Source organism: Cellulophaga baltica 18 (genome assembly GCF_000468615.2).
GTDB classification, from domain to species: Bacteria; Bacteroidota; Bacteroidia; order Flavobacteriales; family Flavobacteriaceae; genus Cellulophaga; species Cellulophaga baltica.
In genome coordinates, this window is the sequence record NZ_CP009976.1 from 1,934,498 (window position 1) to 1,950,267 (window position 15,770).

16 protein-coding genes are annotated in these 15,770 nt (G+C 34.9%); 15 read left to right on the forward strand and 1 reads right to left on the reverse strand.

Going from position 1 to position 15,770, the window contains the following annotated elements; translation table 11 throughout:
* The first annotated feature begins 65 nt into the window (after positions 1–65).
* The 15 genes from M666_RS08220 to rlmN all read left to right on the forward strand — a co-directional run bounded on the left by M666_RS08220 (position 66) and on the right by rlmN (position 14,915).
* Complete coding sequence (locus tag M666_RS08220; RefSeq protein ID WP_029447072.1) at positions 66–1,163, forward strand: acyloxyacyl hydrolase; 1,098 nt, start codon at positions 66–68, stop codon at positions 1,161–1,163.
* 11 nt (positions 1,164–1,174) lie between these two features.
* Positions 1,175–1,930 (forward strand): head GIN domain-containing protein, encoded by a 756-nt coding sequence (locus M666_RS08225; protein ID WP_029447071.1) that lies wholly within the window; start codon positions 1,175–1,177, stop codon positions 1,928–1,930.
* Positions 1,931–1,932: 2 nt separating this feature from the next.
* Positions 1,933–3,039, forward strand: coding sequence for a serine hydrolase domain-containing protein (locus M666_RS08230; protein WP_029447070.1), 1,107 nt, complete (start codon positions 1,933–1,935; stop codon positions 3,037–3,039).
* Between the two features lie 122 nt (positions 3,040–3,161).
* On the forward strand, positions 3,162–4,268 hold the full coding sequence (locus M666_RS08235) for a hypothetical protein (protein WP_039325447.1): 1,107 nt from the start codon (positions 3,162–3,164) through the stop codon (positions 4,266–4,268).
* 397 nt (positions 4,269–4,665) lie between these two features.
* Positions 4,666–5,493: a prephenate dehydratase gene (locus M666_RS08240; RefSeq protein WP_025615865.1), complete on the forward strand. Its 828-nt coding sequence runs from the start codon at positions 4,666–4,668 to the stop codon at positions 5,491–5,493.
* Entirely contained in the window at positions 5,490–6,635 is a 1,146-nt protein-coding gene (locus M666_RS08245; RefSeq protein ID WP_029447068.1) for a pyridoxal phosphate-dependent aminotransferase, read from the forward strand. Before M666_RS08240 ends, M666_RS08245 begins: the two co-directional genes overlap by 4 nt.
* Positions 6,636–6,667: 32 nt before the next feature.
* A complete protein-coding gene (locus M666_RS08250; RefSeq protein WP_029447067.1) occupies positions 6,668–7,528 on the forward strand; it encodes a prephenate dehydrogenase in 861 nt (286 codons plus the stop codon).
* A gap of 12 nt (positions 7,529–7,540) precedes the next feature.
* Entirely contained in the window at positions 7,541–8,623 is a 1,083-nt protein-coding gene (locus tag M666_RS08255) for a bifunctional 3-deoxy-7-phosphoheptulonate synthase/chorismate mutase type II (RefSeq protein ID WP_024481744.1), read from the forward strand.
* Positions 8,624–8,737: 114 nt separating this feature from the next.
* Positions 8,738–9,412, forward strand: coding sequence for a head GIN domain-containing protein (locus tag M666_RS08260; RefSeq protein ID WP_029447066.1), 675 nt, complete (start codon positions 8,738–8,740; stop codon positions 9,410–9,412).
* Between the two features lie 116 nt (positions 9,413–9,528).
* The gene (gene rsgA / locus M666_RS08265; RefSeq protein ID WP_025615861.1) at positions 9,529–10,482 is read left to right on the forward strand and encodes a ribosome small subunit-dependent GTPase A; all 954 of its coding nucleotides are present in this window, start codon (positions 9,529–9,531) and stop codon (positions 10,480–10,482) included.
* A complete protein-coding gene (gene dtd, locus M666_RS08270; RefSeq protein WP_029447065.1) occupies positions 10,479–10,931 on the forward strand; it encodes a D-aminoacyl-tRNA deacylase in 453 nt (150 codons plus the stop codon). Before rsgA ends, dtd begins: the two co-directional genes overlap by 4 nt.
* Before the next feature lie 11 nt (positions 10,932–10,942).
* Positions 10,943–11,269, forward strand: a complete 327-nt coding sequence (locus M666_RS08275) for a nucleotide pyrophosphohydrolase (protein ID WP_029447064.1) — start codon at positions 10,943–10,945, stop codon at positions 11,267–11,269.
* 56 nt (positions 11,270–11,325) lie between these two features.
* A complete protein-coding gene (locus M666_RS08280; protein WP_025615859.1) occupies positions 11,326–12,555 on the forward strand; it encodes a 3-phosphoshikimate 1-carboxyvinyltransferase in 1,230 nt (409 codons plus the stop codon).
* Positions 12,556–12,725: 170 nt separating this feature from the next.
* A complete protein-coding gene (queA, locus tag M666_RS08285; protein WP_024481738.1) occupies positions 12,726–13,775 on the forward strand; it encodes a tRNA preQ1(34) S-adenosylmethionine ribosyltransferase-isomerase QueA in 1,050 nt (349 codons plus the stop codon).
* Between the two features lie 96 nt (positions 13,776–13,871).
* Positions 13,872–14,915, forward strand: a complete 1,044-nt coding sequence (gene rlmN / locus M666_RS08290; protein WP_025615858.1) for a dual-specificity RNA methyltransferase RlmN — start codon at positions 13,872–13,874, stop codon at positions 14,913–14,915.
* Between the two features lie 59 nt (positions 14,916–14,974).
* On the opposite strand, the gene M666_RS08295 is transcribed toward rlmN, so the two are convergent.
* Positions 14,975–15,664, reverse strand: coding sequence for a Lipl32 family lipoprotein (locus M666_RS08295; protein WP_024481736.1), 690 nt, complete (start codon positions 15,662–15,664; stop codon positions 14,975–14,977).
* Positions 15,665–15,770: the final 106 nt, after the last annotated feature.

The following is a 15,770-nucleotide window of genomic DNA, read 5'->3' on the forward strand; positions in this document are numbered from 1 at the left end:
TATACGCTGTATGTTAGCTACGGGTTTAAAGTGAATTCTTACATTTGAGCCCATTATACCAACCAATGAAATTAAAATTTTCTGTTTACTTTATTTTTTTAGCCTTAACGTGTTACGCTCAAGATGCTCAGGAGAATAAAAGATATACGCTAGATGCTAGTCAGTTTTATGGTACAATTTTACGCCATAATCCAGATATTACGCATCTTATAGACTCGCATCCCGGTGGAGTGATTTTAAGTTTAAATCGTAAAACCTATGGGGAAGAATACTGGCAACAGCGTTATAATTATCCAGATTTGGGGTATTCTTTCATTTATCAAGATTATAATAATGAAACTTTAGGAAAGAGTTATGCGGCATATGCCCACTACAATTTCTATTTTCTGAATCGATATCTACAATTGAGAATAGGGCAAGGTTTAGCCTATATGACCAATCCTTATGATAAAGAAACTAACTTTAGAAATAATGCCTTTGGCTCTCAAATATTGAGTTCTACTTACCTGATGCTGAATTTTCACAAAGAGAATATTGTAAAAGGGGTAGGTTTTAAGGCAGGGATTTCTGTAATGCATTATTCTAATGCAAATGTAAAAGCACCAAATACGTCTACCAATACATTTGCGTTAAATGCCGGTGTAACGTATGATTTAGATGGTGGGTTAGAAAACGACTATTTAACACATGAAAAGCAAAGAATCGTAGAGCCTGTAAAACTTAATTTAGCCTTTAGAACGGGAATTAATGAGAGTGATGTTATTAATTCTGGTCAATATCCATTTTATATTTTCTCAGGGTATGCAGATAAGCGCGTTTCAGATTTAAGTGCTATTCAAGTAGGGGGAGATGTTTATTTTTCTAAATTTTTAAAAGAACTTATTAAATACCAGTCTATTGCATTTCCTGAAAATAATGTCAATGCTGATGATGATTACAAGCGTGTAGGTGTTTTCATTGGTCACGAGCTGTTTATCAATAAAATGTCGGTCATCAGTCAGTTAGGCTATTATGTATATTACCCTTTCGATTTTGAGGGCAGGATGTATAATAGAATGGGATTAAAACGCTATTTTGGAGATAATATATATGGCGTGTTAAGTTTAAAATCTCACGGAGCAAAGGCAGAAGCGGTAGAATTTGGTATAGGTATTAGATTATAGAAAATAAAATAATGAAAAAGTACAGTATACTATTTTTGATATTCTCATTCTTATTAGGGTGCAATAGTGAAAATGCATCAGATTGTTTTCAGAAATCTGGTGATCTTATTCAAGAAGAATTGCTTTTAGAAGACTTTTCTCAAATAACCATTTTTGAAGGCGTAAAATTAGTAATCAAACAGGCCGATGAACAAAAGGTTGTTTTAGAGACTGGTGAAAATTTACGTAATGATATTCGTGTTGAGGTCATTGAAGATAGATTGGTAGCCTATAATGATAATGGCTGCAATCTGGTACGTGACTTTGGATTGACCACGGTTTATGTGTTTTCGCCTAACATCAAGGAGATAAGAAGTAGTACAGGATTTTTAATTAAGAGTGATGGCGTGTTGGAGTACCCTTCCCTATCCTTATTATCTGAAAGTTTTGGAAACCCTGAAGCAGATACTACAGATGGTGAATTTGATATTGAAGTAAATAATACTAGCGTTAATATTATTTCTAATGGTATTGCATTTTTTAAAGTTTCTGGGCTTACCGCCAATCTAAATGTAGTTTTTGCAGCAGGAGATTCTAGATTGCATGCAGAAAATCTTATGGCTAATAAAGTGAATGTATCGCATAGAGGTTCTAATGATATGTTGGTCAATCCGCAAGAATCACTAACAGGCAGTTTGCTAGGTACAGGAGATCTTATCAGTTATGGTCAGCCATCAACGGTAGCGGTTGAACAGCCGTATAAAGGAAAACTCATTTATAAAGATTAAAATTGAAAAAGCCGTTCTTATCTTATTTTAAAGATTTTTTCGCTTTTAAGCGTGTTATTGGCGATGATGTTCAATTACAAGGCTTGGTTAAAGCAGATGCGCTGCTGTCTCATTTAGTTACTGCTCATAAAATTCCGGGGATTGCCATTTCGGTTTTAAAGAATGGAGCTCCTTACTTTCAAAAAGGATACGGATTCGCAGATCTTGAAAATCAGACTCCAATACATCCAGAAACATCCGTTTTTAGAATAGCCAGTGTTTCTAAACCTATTGCGGCAACAGCTCTTGCGCATATGGTGGCAGAAGGTCTTATAGATTTAGATACTTCGTTTTATACGTATGTACCTTATTTTCCCAAAAAGAAGTGGGATTTTACCATCCGCCAGCTCGCTAGCCATACGGCGGGTATTAGAGGGTATTTAGGTAAGGAATATGCCTTAAATAAGCCGTATAGCATAAAAGAAAGTATTGCGGTGTTTAAAGATGCAGATTTGCTTTTTAGGCCAGGAACAGGATATCACTACAATAGTTATGACTGGGTATTAATTTCATTGGCTATGCAAGAAGCTAGTGGAATACCTTTTGAAGATTATGTGTCTAAAAAGGTAGTGCAGCCTCTTGGGCTTAATAGTGTTTTTCCTGCAGATCGTTCAGGAGTAGATCATATAAAAGCTAATAAATTAGCGCTCACCACTTTTTATTCCAAGCGCGCTATAGGTTTTAGACCTGCAGTAGCCGTTAATAATTATTATAAGTTAGCAGGCGGTGGGTATTTAGCAACGGCGACAGATATTGCCAAGTTGGGTCAAGCTTATTTAGATAAAAAGGTGTTGGATGAAACTACTCTGATGCAATTTATAACCAGTGAGTTGCTTGATGATGCGCCAACGTATTATGGTTTAGGGTGGCAAGTAAGTCAGGATGCTAAGGGCAGATCTTATTATGGTCACATAGGTAATGGCGTTGGAGGATATTCTAACTTTTTCGTGTATCCAGAGCAGAATGTTGTTATTGCAATGCTCATTAATTGCACGAATCCTAATGTGCAAGAAACCTTAGATCAGGTAATCCATGAAGTTCTAGAATCTTCACCACCACCAATAGGTTAAGATATTGTTGTTCAGAAATCTGTAAGTATATTTTCTACAATAATTTAAAATTCAGGTCGTTTAAAATTGATAAGGTGATTAATAATCGCTAAACCTACCAAATAATTAACCAATTTTAAATTATGAGAAAATCAAATTTACTAGTTATGTGCTTTTTAGCCGCAGGAATATTTTCGTGTTCTAAAGACGATGATGCAAAGCTATCAGCAGAAATAGATCCTGATGGAGTAAATGCGACAGAAGAAGTTCAAATAGATATCAATGAAGCTTCAGGCGGACTTATCGTAGAAGGAGCAACATCTAAAACCGGGAGTATTACTCCAACAGGCGATTTAGCGTTTAGTTTAGATTTTTCGACGCAAACGGCATTTCAAAAAAATGGTTTTGATATTGTTTTTGATGCGTCTGCAGAGTTTGCAGGAGCATATATTCAGCTAAAGGATGAAAACGGAATGGCAGATACTTATTTAGATGTGCCATTAAGTGCAATGAATAACTATGATAATAAGCTTACACAGAACAAAAGGAAAACTATTTTTACTAAAGAAATGACACCTACTCGTAAAGAGGAGGGTAATACGATAAACGTGGATTTTGAATCGTCAGTTGCTGCAGGTACTTTTTGTTACGTAATTTGTCTGTATGATGCTCAAGGAAATATTAGTTTGCCGGAAGATGTTTGTGTTACTGTAGAAGCATGGGGAGGTAATGTAAACCTTGTTGCTGACTGGGATTATACGAAACAGGTTGAGAATGGAGAAACGTATTTAACAGGTGAAGCAAAGTGTTATGATGAGGGTACAACAACTCTAGCATGTGATAATGGAGAAAATACAGAAATAGAATTGTCATATTGTTGGACAGTTAATGATATTACGATGAACTTAAAAAATGACGGTACTTTTGTTTTAAGACAGAATACTATCGAAAGCGGTTTAGATTGGGAAGCATCAAGAGCTTCTTGTAGTAATGTTGAAGAGAATTTTTCTTCTTTTGATGTATCAAAAGGTAATTGGGCTTACAATGAAGAAAAAAGCGAACTTACTTTAGTAGAATTTGTTTATACTTCAACTTATGAAGATGGCGAAACAGAGACTTATGAAAGTGAAGATGGTGAATTAATATTTAATGGTTTCATAGAGCTAACTTCAAGTCAATTGGTGATTAATGAGGTGTTTGAGGATGAAAATGGAATAGAGGAGTACGAATATCACTTCAATAAAAAATAAACAACGGATCATTTATATTTCAAAAAAGACTTCTTCATTGAAGTCTTTTTTTTGTTCTAATATTTTTCTAAGAATCAATTATTCACAACAAAAGGTTCATAATCTCACAGTATCGGTACTTATTGTTTTAAAAAATAAAAGATTAAAAAAAAGATCGGACTATATTTTGATTTTTGAATATAAGTATTACTTTAGCCAAAGTTTATTACAATTATGACAAAGCAATATTTCTGGAACGGTTTCTTTTTTTACTTCTTTTTTAAGAGAGGTGCGGGACTGTTGTAGTATATTTCAAAATATATTTTCAAAAAAGTCCCGTATATAACGGGGCTTTTTTTTTGATTTTTTTTGAGCAGGCAATGCGTATTGTAAGGTATAAATAATTAGGAGTTTAGGTATGAAGTTAAAAATAGCCATACAAGGAGTAAAAGGATCTAACCACCATCAAGTGGCTAAAGATTATTTTGGGGAGCATATTGAATTGGTAGAATGTATGTCTTTTGATGAACTGGTTTGTCAAACACTATCAGGAAGAGCAGATAAGGCGGTAATGGCTATAGAAAATTCTATAGCAGGATCTATCATTCCAAATTACGCATTAATTCATCATAATAACTTACATGTTATTGGAGAGCATTTTTTAAATATTCACCATAATTTAATGGTCTTACCAGGTCAGAAAATTGAAGATATTAATGAAGTGCATTCACATCCAATGGCTTTGTTGCAGTGTAAAGATTTTTTAAAATCATATCCGCACATTAAGCTTGTAGAAGCTGTTGATACCGCAGAGACCGCACAGCAGATTCAAGAGAAACAACTAATTAATATTGCGGCAATTGCTCCTAAAGCAGCGGCTGAATTGTATGGTTTAGAAATTATTGCAAATGAGATTCAGACCATCACCAATAATTCAACTCGTTTTTTAATTATCAATAAGGAAAATAAAGAATTGCCACCAGAGGAAATTAACAAAGCCTCTATACGCTTTATTGCAGATCATAAACGTGGTAGTTTAGCCGCATTATTGAATGTAATGAGTGATTGCAATTTAAATTTAACTAAAATTCAATCGTTGCCCGTAATAGAACGACCTTGGAAATATGCATTTTTTGTGGATATTACTTTTGATGCCTATCAAGACTTCTCAAAAGCAAAATCGCTTTTAGAGATTATGACGGAAGAATTTAAAATATTAGGAGAATACAAAAACGCTAGAGTATGATCACAACCGCAGATCGGCTGAATACCGTAGAAGAATACTACTTCTCGAAAAAACTTAGAGAAGTTCGTGGATTAATGGCCGAAGGAAAACCAATTATCAACATGGGTATTGGTAGTCCAGATTTGGCACCTTCAGAAGAAGTAATAAAAGCAGTTCAAGCTGCCGTTACAGAAGATGGTGCACATCAATATCAAAGTTATCAAGGGCTTCCAGAGTTTCGGGACGCTATTGTTAATTTTTATAAAAAATATTATAGTGTAGCCCTAAATCCATCAACAGAGGTATTGCCCTTAATGGGCTCTAAGGAAGGGATTATGCATATTAGTTTGGCTTTTTTAAATCCTGGAGATGAGGCTTTAATTCCTAATCCTGGATATCCGACCTATACTTCAGTTACCAAATTGGTAGGTGCAGCGCCTAAATATTATGATTTAACGGCAGCATCTAATTGGTTTCCAAATATAGCAGCGCTAGAGCAGCAAGATTTATCTAAAGTGAAGCTCATGTGGGTGTCCTATCCTCATATGCCAACAGGAGCATCGGCAAATAAGGAGCAGTTTAAAGCCTTGGTTGCTTTTGCAAAACGTAACGATATTCTTTTAGTGAATGATAATCCCTACAGTTTTGTACTAAATGATACGCCTGATAGTATTTTAAGTATTGAAGGAGCAAAAGAGGTGGCTTTAGAATTGAACTCGTTAAGTAAAACATTTAATATGGCCGGGTGGCGCGTAGGAATGGTTTCAGGAAATGAGGCGCATATTAGTGCGGTTTTAAAAGTAAAGAGCAATATGGATTCTGGCATGTTTTACGGCATACAAAAAGGAGCTATCGCGGCCCTAAAAAGCAGCCAAGAGTGGTTTGATGGCTTAAATAAAGTCTACGAAAAACGTAAGGAGCTTATGTTGCAATTAGCGGATAAGCTGGGTTGTACCTATGATAAAAATGCTGTGGGAATGTTTATTTGGGCAAAATTGCCTGAAGGTGCAGTTTCCGCAGAAGAGTTTATTGATGATATACTTTATAAGAAAAATATATTTATTACTCCAGGAACTATTTTCGGAAGCAATGGAGCGGGATATATTCGGTTTTCGCTTTGTGTAAAAGAAGATAAAATTAAAGAAGCGATTAGTCGCTTTTAGAAGAGAACAACGTAAAAAGTGATCAAAATAAAATGAACGTATTTGTTGTAGGTATCGGATTAATTGGAGGGTCAATGGCTAAGGATATAAAAGCTACTAATCCTGATGCGGTGATTTATGGTATTGATATCAATGAAAAACATATAGAAGAAGCTTTAGCAATTGAACTTATTGATAAAAAAGCCACTTATAATGATTTGTCAATAGCGGATATCGTAATCGTCTCAGTACCTGTAGATGTTATGGTTTTGGAGCTTCCTAAAGTGTTGGATGTCGTAAATGATGATGCAGTTGTGTTGGATGCAGGCTCTACAAAATCGTTAATTTGTAATGCCGTGGTTTCACATCCTAAAAGAAGAAATTTTTTAGCATGTCATCCTATTGCCGGAACAGAGTTTTCAGGTCCAGCAGCAGCAATTAATAATTTGTACCGTGGTAAAACAAATATTATTTGTGAGGTAGAAAAAACAGCTTTCAAATTGCAAGAAAAAGCATTGGCAATTTTTCAGCAATTGGGCATGCGTATTCGGTATATGAATCCGGAAGCACATGATAAGCATATTGCCTATGTGTCGCATTTGTCGCACATCAGTTCTTTTATGTTGGGTAAAACTGTCATAGCAAAAGAAAAGAATGAGCGCGATATTTTTGATATGGCAGGGAGTGGATTTGAAAGTACGGTGCGATTAGCAAAAAGTTCACCAGCCATGTGGACACCAATTTTTAAGCATAACAAAGCTAATGTTGTAGAGACATTAGAAGAGTATATAGAAAATCTAAAAGAGTTTAAGCAAATGCTTTTAGATGATGATTTTGAAGGTATCTATAATGAAATGAATAGTACCAATAGAATAAAAGAGATTTTAAACGGAATACCACTTAATAAAAAATAGAATAACAAAGAGATGGAGAATTCAAAACAAATGAGAACATGGTTGGATGATATGAAACTAGATCATCCTCTAGTAATAGCAGGGCCATGTAGTGCGGAAACGGAAGAGCAAGTACTTAAAATTGCACATCAATTAAAAGATACTGATGTAAATTACTACCGCGCTGGTATTTGGAAACCTAGAACTCGCCCAGGAATGTTTGAGGGTGTAGGAGCTTTAGGTTTAAAGTGGTTGCAAAAAGTTAAAGCAGAAACAGGAATGAAAACCTGTACAGAAGTTGCAAATGCAGCGCATGTAAAATTAGCTTTAGAACATGATGTAGATTTATTATGGATTGGTGCACGTTCTACCGTAAGCCCGTTTATCATGCAAGAAATTGCCGATGCTTTAGGGGAAACGGATAAGATTGTATTGGTTAAAAACCCAGTAAACCCAGATTTAGCACTTTGGTTAGGTGGTATTGAAAGATTAAAGACTGCTGGTGTTAAAAACTTAGGCGCTATTCATAGAGGATTCTCTACTTACGAAAAAACAAAATACAGAAACATTCCAGAATGGCAATTAGCTATTGAGTTTCAAAATAGATTTCCAGATTTACCTTTAATAAACGATCCATCGCATATTACTGGAAATAGAGAAATGATTTTTGATGTATGTCAAACAGCATTAGATCTGAACTTTGATGGTCTAATGATTGAAACGCATTTTGATCCTGAAAATGCTTGGAGTGATGCTGCGCAACAAGTAACGCCAGAGAAACTAGTGCAAATCATGCGTGATTTGAAAATTAGAAAAGAGTCTGATCCTGAAGCAGAATACAATAGCGATTTGAGTAACTTAAGAGCTCAGATAGATGTGGTAGATACACAGCTTATTGAAATGTTAGGAAAGAGAATGAAAATTTCTGATGGTATTGGAGCCTTAAAAAAGCAAAAAAATGTTGCAGTTCTTCAATCAAACAGATGGAATCAAATTTTGGGAGCAATGATCTTAGAAGGAGAATCTAAAGGATTAAGTGAGGAGTTTGTTTTAAAAATGTTTAAAGCAATTCACCAAGAATCAATAAATCACCAAGAGAAAGTTATAAACTCTTAAGGAGTAAAATAATATTCATAAGTAAACCCGCTTTTTTAAAGCGGGTTTTTTATTTTTAAAAGTGTAACATTCTTAAAATCGAGGTGTCTTTATAAAAATTAAAATAATCACGATATGAAAAATTTAATACTTGCAGCATTCTTCTTAGTAACCCTTAGTGCCTTATCACAACGAACTTTAGATAGAGATATGGGCGATTTTCATGAGGTTAAGGTTTTTGATCTTATTGAGGTAAACTTGATTAAATCTGAAGAAAATAAAGTGCTTATCAAAGGAAAAAATGTTGATGATATAAAATTGGTAAACAATAATGGGGTACTTAAAATTAGAATGGAGTTGGATAAAAAATTTCATGGGGAAGATACTTTTGTTGAGGTATATTATACAGATTTAAGTTTGATAGATGGGAATGAAGGTGCTAGAATTACATCAAATGCTACCATAGAACAGAATACCATTGAGCTTAAAACGCAAGAAGGAGCATTAATAAAAGTTGGTTTAGATGTAGATGTCCTTATAGTGCGGGCAGTTACGGGGGGTATTGTGGATGCATCTGGAATGGCAAAAAATCAGCAAATAGTTTTGAATACTGGAGGAATATTTGAAGGTAAAGAGCTAAGGGCAGAGACGGCAACAGTGAAAATTACCGCAGCAGGAGAAGCAGATGTTTATGCTTCAAAAAAAGTAGATATTAAAATTAAAGCTGGTGGAGATGTAACTGTTTATGGTAACCCAGAATATGTAAATAAAAATACATTTGCAGGTGGTAGAGTAAGAATTATTGAATAAGTTATTTTTTGTGATTTTATCGATACTCTTGTGTAATAGGAAAACCAACTTCGTTTCTTGTACTTAGTTACGCATAAAAGTTGTTATTTTGTATATCGCAATCGAAAAAGAAGTAAATGCAAGGAGTCGTATATAAATCTACTGGTAGTTGGTACACTGTAAAAACCGCAGAGGGTAGCTTTTACGAATGCAGAATTAAAGGAAAATTTAGAATTAAAGGCATTAAAAGTACCAATCCAGTTTCTGTTGGAGATCATGTAACTTTTGAGGTAGAAACTATTGGTGATGAAACCATCGGTATTATAAATGCTATTGCAGATCGTAGGAATTATATTATTCGTAAGTCTGTAAATCTATCAAAACAGACCCATATTATTGCGGCCAATTTAGATCAAGTATTCTTAATGATCACCTTAAATAATCCGCCAACATCTACAAGTTTTATGGATCGTTTTTTGGTAACGGCAGAAGCCTATCATATTCCAACTATCTTATTATTTAATAAAATAGATACGTATAATGAGGAGGAAACCGATGAAATAAAATACTTAGCGGCATTGTACAGAAGTATAGGGTACACGTGTATTGGTATTTCTTCTACTACAGGAAAGAATATAGACAAAGTAAAAGAGTTAATGGTGGGTAAAACCAGTATGTTTTCAGGACATTCTGGAGTGGGGAAATCTACATTGGTAAATGCGTTAGAACCTAAACTAGACTTGAAAACAAAAAAGATATCGGTACAACATGCACAAGGGCAACATACCACTACGTTTGCAGAAATGTATGATTTAGATTTTGATGCTAGAATTATAGATACGCCGGGAATAAAAGGTTTCGGAATTGTAGATATGGAAAAGGAAGAAATAGGAAATTATTTCCCCGAGTTTTTTGCTTTAAAACAACATTGTAAATTTAATAATTGTTTGCATATTGAAGAGCCTAAGTGTGCTATAAAAGAAGCGTTAGATAATGATGAAGTGGCATGGAGTAGGTATCGCAGTTATGTGCAGATGGTAAATGGGGAAGAAGAGAATTATAGAACAGATATTTACGGAGAGAAAAAGTGAGAGTAGTTTTGCAAAGAGTAGCCAATGCGAGTGTTGCCGTTGAGGGAGCAATAATTGCTGAGATTAATGCAGGTTTGCTTATCCTGCTAGGGATAGAAGATGCAGATAGTTTAGAAGATATAGAGTGGCTTTCCAGAAAAATCACCAATCTGCGTATTTTTAATGATGAAGATGAGGTTATGAATAAATCACTTTTAGACACTAAAGGTGATGTTATTGTTGTGAGTCAGTTTACACTGCATGCTGCAACTAAAAAGGGGAATCGGCCATCGTATATAAAAGCAGCAAGACCAGAAGTTGCTATCCCGCTTTACGAGCAATTTATTGAAAAATTAGAAGAAGATTTAGGGAAAAAAGTAGGAACAGGTGTTTTTGGGGCAGACATGAAAGTGGCACTTGTAAATGATGGTCCGGTTACTATTTCTATAGATACAAAAAATAAAGAATAAAACAATAGATCATGAATATTTCAGATGCGCAAAAAGCGGTAGATACTTGGATTAAAGAACACGGAGTTCGTTATTTTAATGAACTTACCAATATGGCGCAATTAACGGAAGAAGTTGGTGAGGTTGCTCGTATTATTGCTCGTAGATATGGAGAACAGAGTGAAAAAGAATCTGATAAAAATAAAGATCTTGGAGAAGAATTAGCAGATGTAGTCTTCGTTGTGTTATGTTTAGCAAACCAAACTGGGATAGATTTGCAACAAGCTTTTGATAAAAAGTTAGATTTGAAAACAAAACGTGATCACGACAGACATCATAACAATAAAAAGCTCGAATAGTAGTATCTTTACGGCTTAATTTTTTGAGTAGAAAATCCTAAAAATACTACTGTATATTGAAACTACATCTTACCCTTCCGCAAAGTAATTTAATAAAAGAAGCCATAAAGGTTACAGGCTCAAAGAGTGAGTCTAACCGTATGTTGCTATTGCAAGCACTATATCCTAATTTAGAGATTGACAATATCTCAAACTCTGATGATGCACAGGTTATGGCAAAAGGTTTAAAAATTGCTTCAGGAGTAGTAGATATTCATCATGCAGGAACAGCAATGCGTTTTTTAACAGCTTATTTTGCTTCTCAAGAAGGTAAAGAGGTTGTTTTGACCGGTTCGCAACGAATGACTGAACGTCCAATTGGCGTTTTGGTAGATGCATTGAATGCTTTAGGGGCCGAGATTACATATGAAAAAAATGTGGGCTATCCACCACTTAAGATAAAAGGAAAAAAACTTTCTGATCAGAAAGTATCGCTTCCCGCAGATATAAGTAGTCAGTATATTTCAGCTTTGTTGCTCAATGCAGCCAAATTAGAAAATGGTTTGGAGTTAGCGTTGGTTGGTAAGATTACTTCAGTGCCTTATATAAAAATGACACTTGCTTTATTAACACAATTGAAGATAGAAAATTCTTTTGAAGGAAATAGTATTAAAGTGTTTCCTAAGAAAGAGGTAAAGACGCAAACCTTAGTTGTAGAATCGGATTGGAGCTCTGCATCATACTTTTATAGTATTGTGGCACTTTCAGAAATAGGGTCACAAATATCCTTGTCTTCATATAAAGAAAACAGCCTTCAAGGAGATAGTGTTCTTTCTGAAATCTACACCTCTTTTGGAGTAGAGACAGTTTATCAAGAGAATAGTATTATACTTAAAAAAATAGCAAAACCTACCGTTGAAAATTTAGAGTGGGATTTGGCAAATGCGCCAGATATTGCACAAACGATAGCGGTGACGTGTTTTGGATTACAGATGTCTTGTTACTTAACAGGCTTACATACCTTAAAGATTAAGGAAACTGATAGGTTAGAAGCCTTAGATGTAGAGCTTTCTAAATTAGGAGCGGCTATAACGGTGACCGATAAAACCTTAACGTTAAAAGCAACAACAGCGATACATGCAGATGTTGCTATTGATACCTATAATGATCATAGAATGGCTATGGCCTTCGCGCCTTTAGCGTTAAAGACAACTATTTTTATTAATAACGCAGAAGTTGTGTCTAAATCTTTTCCTGATTTCTGGAGAGATATGGCCACTTTGGGAATAGGTGTGCAGGAGCAATAATTCTTTTTTGGAGTTCTTAGTTCGTAGGTTTTTAATGTATTTACTACTAAATCACTAGTAGATAGACTTTAATAATCAATATTTCAAAATATAAACGGTGTTTTACTTGACAACGCCCTATTCAGGATTGTATCTTTGCAGCCGCATTAACAATAACAAAAAATTGATACATGAAATTATCCGGATTTAATTTTGAATTACCAGAGGAGCTATTAGCAGAATACCCTGCAGAAAATAGAGACGAATCCAAGTTGATGGTAATTCATAGAGAAACAGGTAAAATTGAACATAAAATGTTCAAGGATATGATAGATTACTTCGATGAAGGTGATGTCATGGTATTAAATAACACCAAAGTTTTTCCTGCGAGACTATACGGAAACAAAGAAAAGACGGGTGCGCGTATTGAAGTGTTTTTATTAAGAGAATTAAACGAGGAACAACGTCTTTGGGATGTTTTAGTAGATCCTGCACGTAAAATTCGTATTGGTAATAAATTGTATTTTGGGGATGATGATACGTTAGTAGCAGAAGTTATTGATAATACAACCTCTAGAGGAAGAACCCTTCGTTTTTTATATGACGGTTCTTACACAGATTTTAGAAGAAAACTTAAAGAGCTTGGAGATACGCCTTTACCAAAATATATAAAGAGAGAAACAGAAGCAGAAGATGCGGAGCGTTACCAAACTATTTATGCAAAGCATGAAGGAGCGGTAGCAGCACCAACAGCGGGCTTACACTTTTCTAAACATTTATTAAAGCGTTTAGAGATTAAAGGTGTAGATTTTGCAGAATTAACATTACATGTTGGTTTAGGTACTTTTAACCCAGTGGAGGTTGAAGATTTATCTAAGCACAAAATGGATAGCGAAGAATTGATTATTGACGAGAAAACTACGGAAATAGTGAATAGCGCTAAGAAGAATAAAAAACGTATTTGTGCCATAGGTACTACGGTAATGAGAGGTTTGGAAAGTGGAGTTTCTTCGCAACATACGCTAAATACTTTTGAAGGTTGGACCAATAAATTTATTTTCCCTCCTTATGATTTTAGTATAGCAAACTGTATGGTAACTAATTTTCATTTACCAAAATCTACCTTATTGATGATGGTATCTGCTTTCATGGGCCATGATTTAATGAAAAAAGCATATAAAGAAGCTATTTTAGAAGGATACAAATTCTATTCTTATGGCGATGCAATGTTAATCATATAACGATCCTTTATTTGTTAAATGAATCCCGCTTGAGCTTATTAGTCTTGGCGGGATTTATTTTTAAATACAATTTTTAAAAATACCTATCTTTAATACGTGGATACAATCAAAAAGAAAGACATACGTGCCTTAACCAAAGAACAATTACGAGAATTCTTTGTTGCAAATGGTGATAAAGCCTTTAGAGGAAATCAAGTGTATGAATGGCTTTGGCAAAAAGGGGCACACTCTTTTGAAGCAATGACTAATGTTTCTAAGGAAACTAGAGACATGCTAGAAAATAATTTTGTAATCAACCACATTAAGGTAGATGTCATGCAGCGAAGTAATGACGGTACCATAAAAAATGCGGTACGTTTGCATGATGATTTAATTGTAGAATCTGTATTAATTCCTACAAAAACTAGAAGTACCGCTTGTGTATCTAGCCAGGTTGGTTGTAGTTTAGATTGCAAGTTCTGTGCTACGGCACGCTTAAAACGCATGCGAAACCTGAACCCTGATGAAATTTATGATCAGGTTGTAGCGATAGACAATGAAAGTAGGTTGTACTTTAACCGCCCACTGAGTAATATTGTTTTTATGGGTATGGGAGAGCCTCTAATGAACTATAACAACGTTTTAAAGGCCATAGACAAGATTACGTCTCCGGAAGGATTGGGGATGTCTCCAAAACGTATTGTAGTTTCTACGTCGGGTGTGCCTAAGATGATTCGTAAAATGGCAGATGATGAGGTTAAATTTAAACTAGCAGTCTCTTTGCATTCGGCTATAGATGAGATTAGAACTTCTATTATGCCTTTTAATGCTAATTTTACATTAACAGATTTAAGACAGTCCTTGCAATATTGGTATGCAAAAACAAAAAGTAGAATTACTTATGAGTATGTAATTTGGAAAGGAATTAATGACAGTCAGAAAGATGTCGATGCCTTAGTAGACTTTTGCAAGTTCGCTCCGTCTAAAGTAAATTTAATAGAATATAATCCCATAGATGATGGGGAGTTTCAGCAAGCCTCAAATGCCGCTATAGATATGTATGTGAATACCTTAGAGCAGCATAATATAGCTGTTACGGTGCGTAGGTCTCGCGGAAAAGATATTGATGCCGCTTGCGGTCAATTAGCAAATAAAGCATAAAAAAAAAGGGGTTGTTTAAAAACAACCCCTTTTTACTATTTAACACTAAACTATTTAAATTATTCTGCTGCAATCTTAGCATTTAATTCTTCAATTGTTTTAGCCATAACTACTCCTGGTAATTTAATTGGAGCAGCAACTTCAGCCATAAACGTACCTTTTACTTCACCTGTTTTGTAGGTTGTAAATCCAACTCTGTACAATCCAGCAGTAATTGCCTTTGTAGGGTTGCTTATTTCACTCTTATATCTTAAAAGAGAGTTGTAGCTGCTTCCGCTTGGTTGCTTAGGCATCTCAGAACTATCATCATTACTAGCTAAAGTAACCCAGTTAGCTGCTTTTGCACTGCTATCCGTAAGTCCGTCACTTGAAACAATATCAGAACGCTCTAAGGTGATATAGGTATCAAAAAAATCTTTAGAGCTAGCATTCTCAGTATACTCTTTAGATGCTGTAGCACCTTTAGTTTTTCCATCTGTAGGTGAAACCATACGTACTCCCAATTCTGGAGCTGCTAAAGGAACCCATACGTAGATGTAATAAAACTTCTTGTTGTCTTTAACTTCATCTTCATTGCCAGATTCAGCATATCCTAAATACGAAATGACATCGGTATAAGGAACTTTAATCGTTTTTGGCCCCACTTTTTTCTCAACAGAGCTACCGAATTTTTTTAATTTCTGAGCTTGTGTAGCACTTAAACCTCCAACTAATAAAATAGCTAACGATACAATAAATTTTTTCTTCATTTTAAAATGTTTAATTATTATTTCCTTGGGCAAATATAGCGTATAGTAGCAGTTTGGTGACCCCTAGTGATGGTGAAAGTCTCACCCCTGAAATCAGGGGTATTGC

Bases quoted from the DNA above. Each gene is read 5' to 3' on its own strand.
- M666_RS08220 (WP_029447072.1), top strand. From the start codon at position 66: ATGAAATTAAAATTTTCTGTTTACTTTATTTTTTTAGCCTTAACGTGT.
- M666_RS08225 (WP_029447071.1), top strand. From the start codon at position 1,175: ATGAAAAAGTACAGTATACTATTTTTGATATTCTCATTCTTATTAGGG.
- M666_RS08235 (WP_039325447.1), top strand. From the start codon at position 3,162: ATGAGAAAATCAAATTTACTAGTTATGTGCTTTTTAGCCGCAGGAATA.
- M666_RS08240 (WP_025615865.1), top strand. From the start codon at position 4,666: ATGAAGTTAAAAATAGCCATACAAGGAGTAAAAGGATCTAACCACCAT.
- M666_RS08245 (WP_029447068.1), top strand. From the start codon at position 5,490: ATGATCACAACCGCAGATCGGCTGAATACCGTAGAAGAATACTACTTC.
- M666_RS08250 (WP_029447067.1), top strand. From the start codon at position 6,668: ATGAACGTATTTGTTGTAGGTATCGGATTAATTGGAGGGTCAATGGCT.
- M666_RS08255 (WP_024481744.1), top strand. From the start codon at position 7,541: ATGGAGAATTCAAAACAAATGAGAACATGGTTGGATGATATGAAACTA.
- M666_RS08260 (WP_029447066.1), top strand. From the start codon at position 8,738: ATGAAAAATTTAATACTTGCAGCATTCTTCTTAGTAACCCTTAGTGCC.
- rsgA (WP_025615861.1), top strand. From the start codon at position 9,529: ATGCAAGGAGTCGTATATAAATCTACTGGTAGTTGGTACACTGTAAAA.
- M666_RS08275 (WP_029447064.1), top strand. From the start codon at position 10,943: ATGAATATTTCAGATGCGCAAAAAGCGGTAGATACTTGGATTAAAGAA.
- queA (WP_024481738.1), top strand. From the start codon at position 12,726: ATGAAATTATCCGGATTTAATTTTGAATTACCAGAGGAGCTATTAGCA.
- M666_RS08295 (WP_024481736.1), bottom strand. From the start codon at position 15,664: ATGAAGAAAAAATTTATTGTATCGTTAGCTATTTTATTAGTTGGAGGT.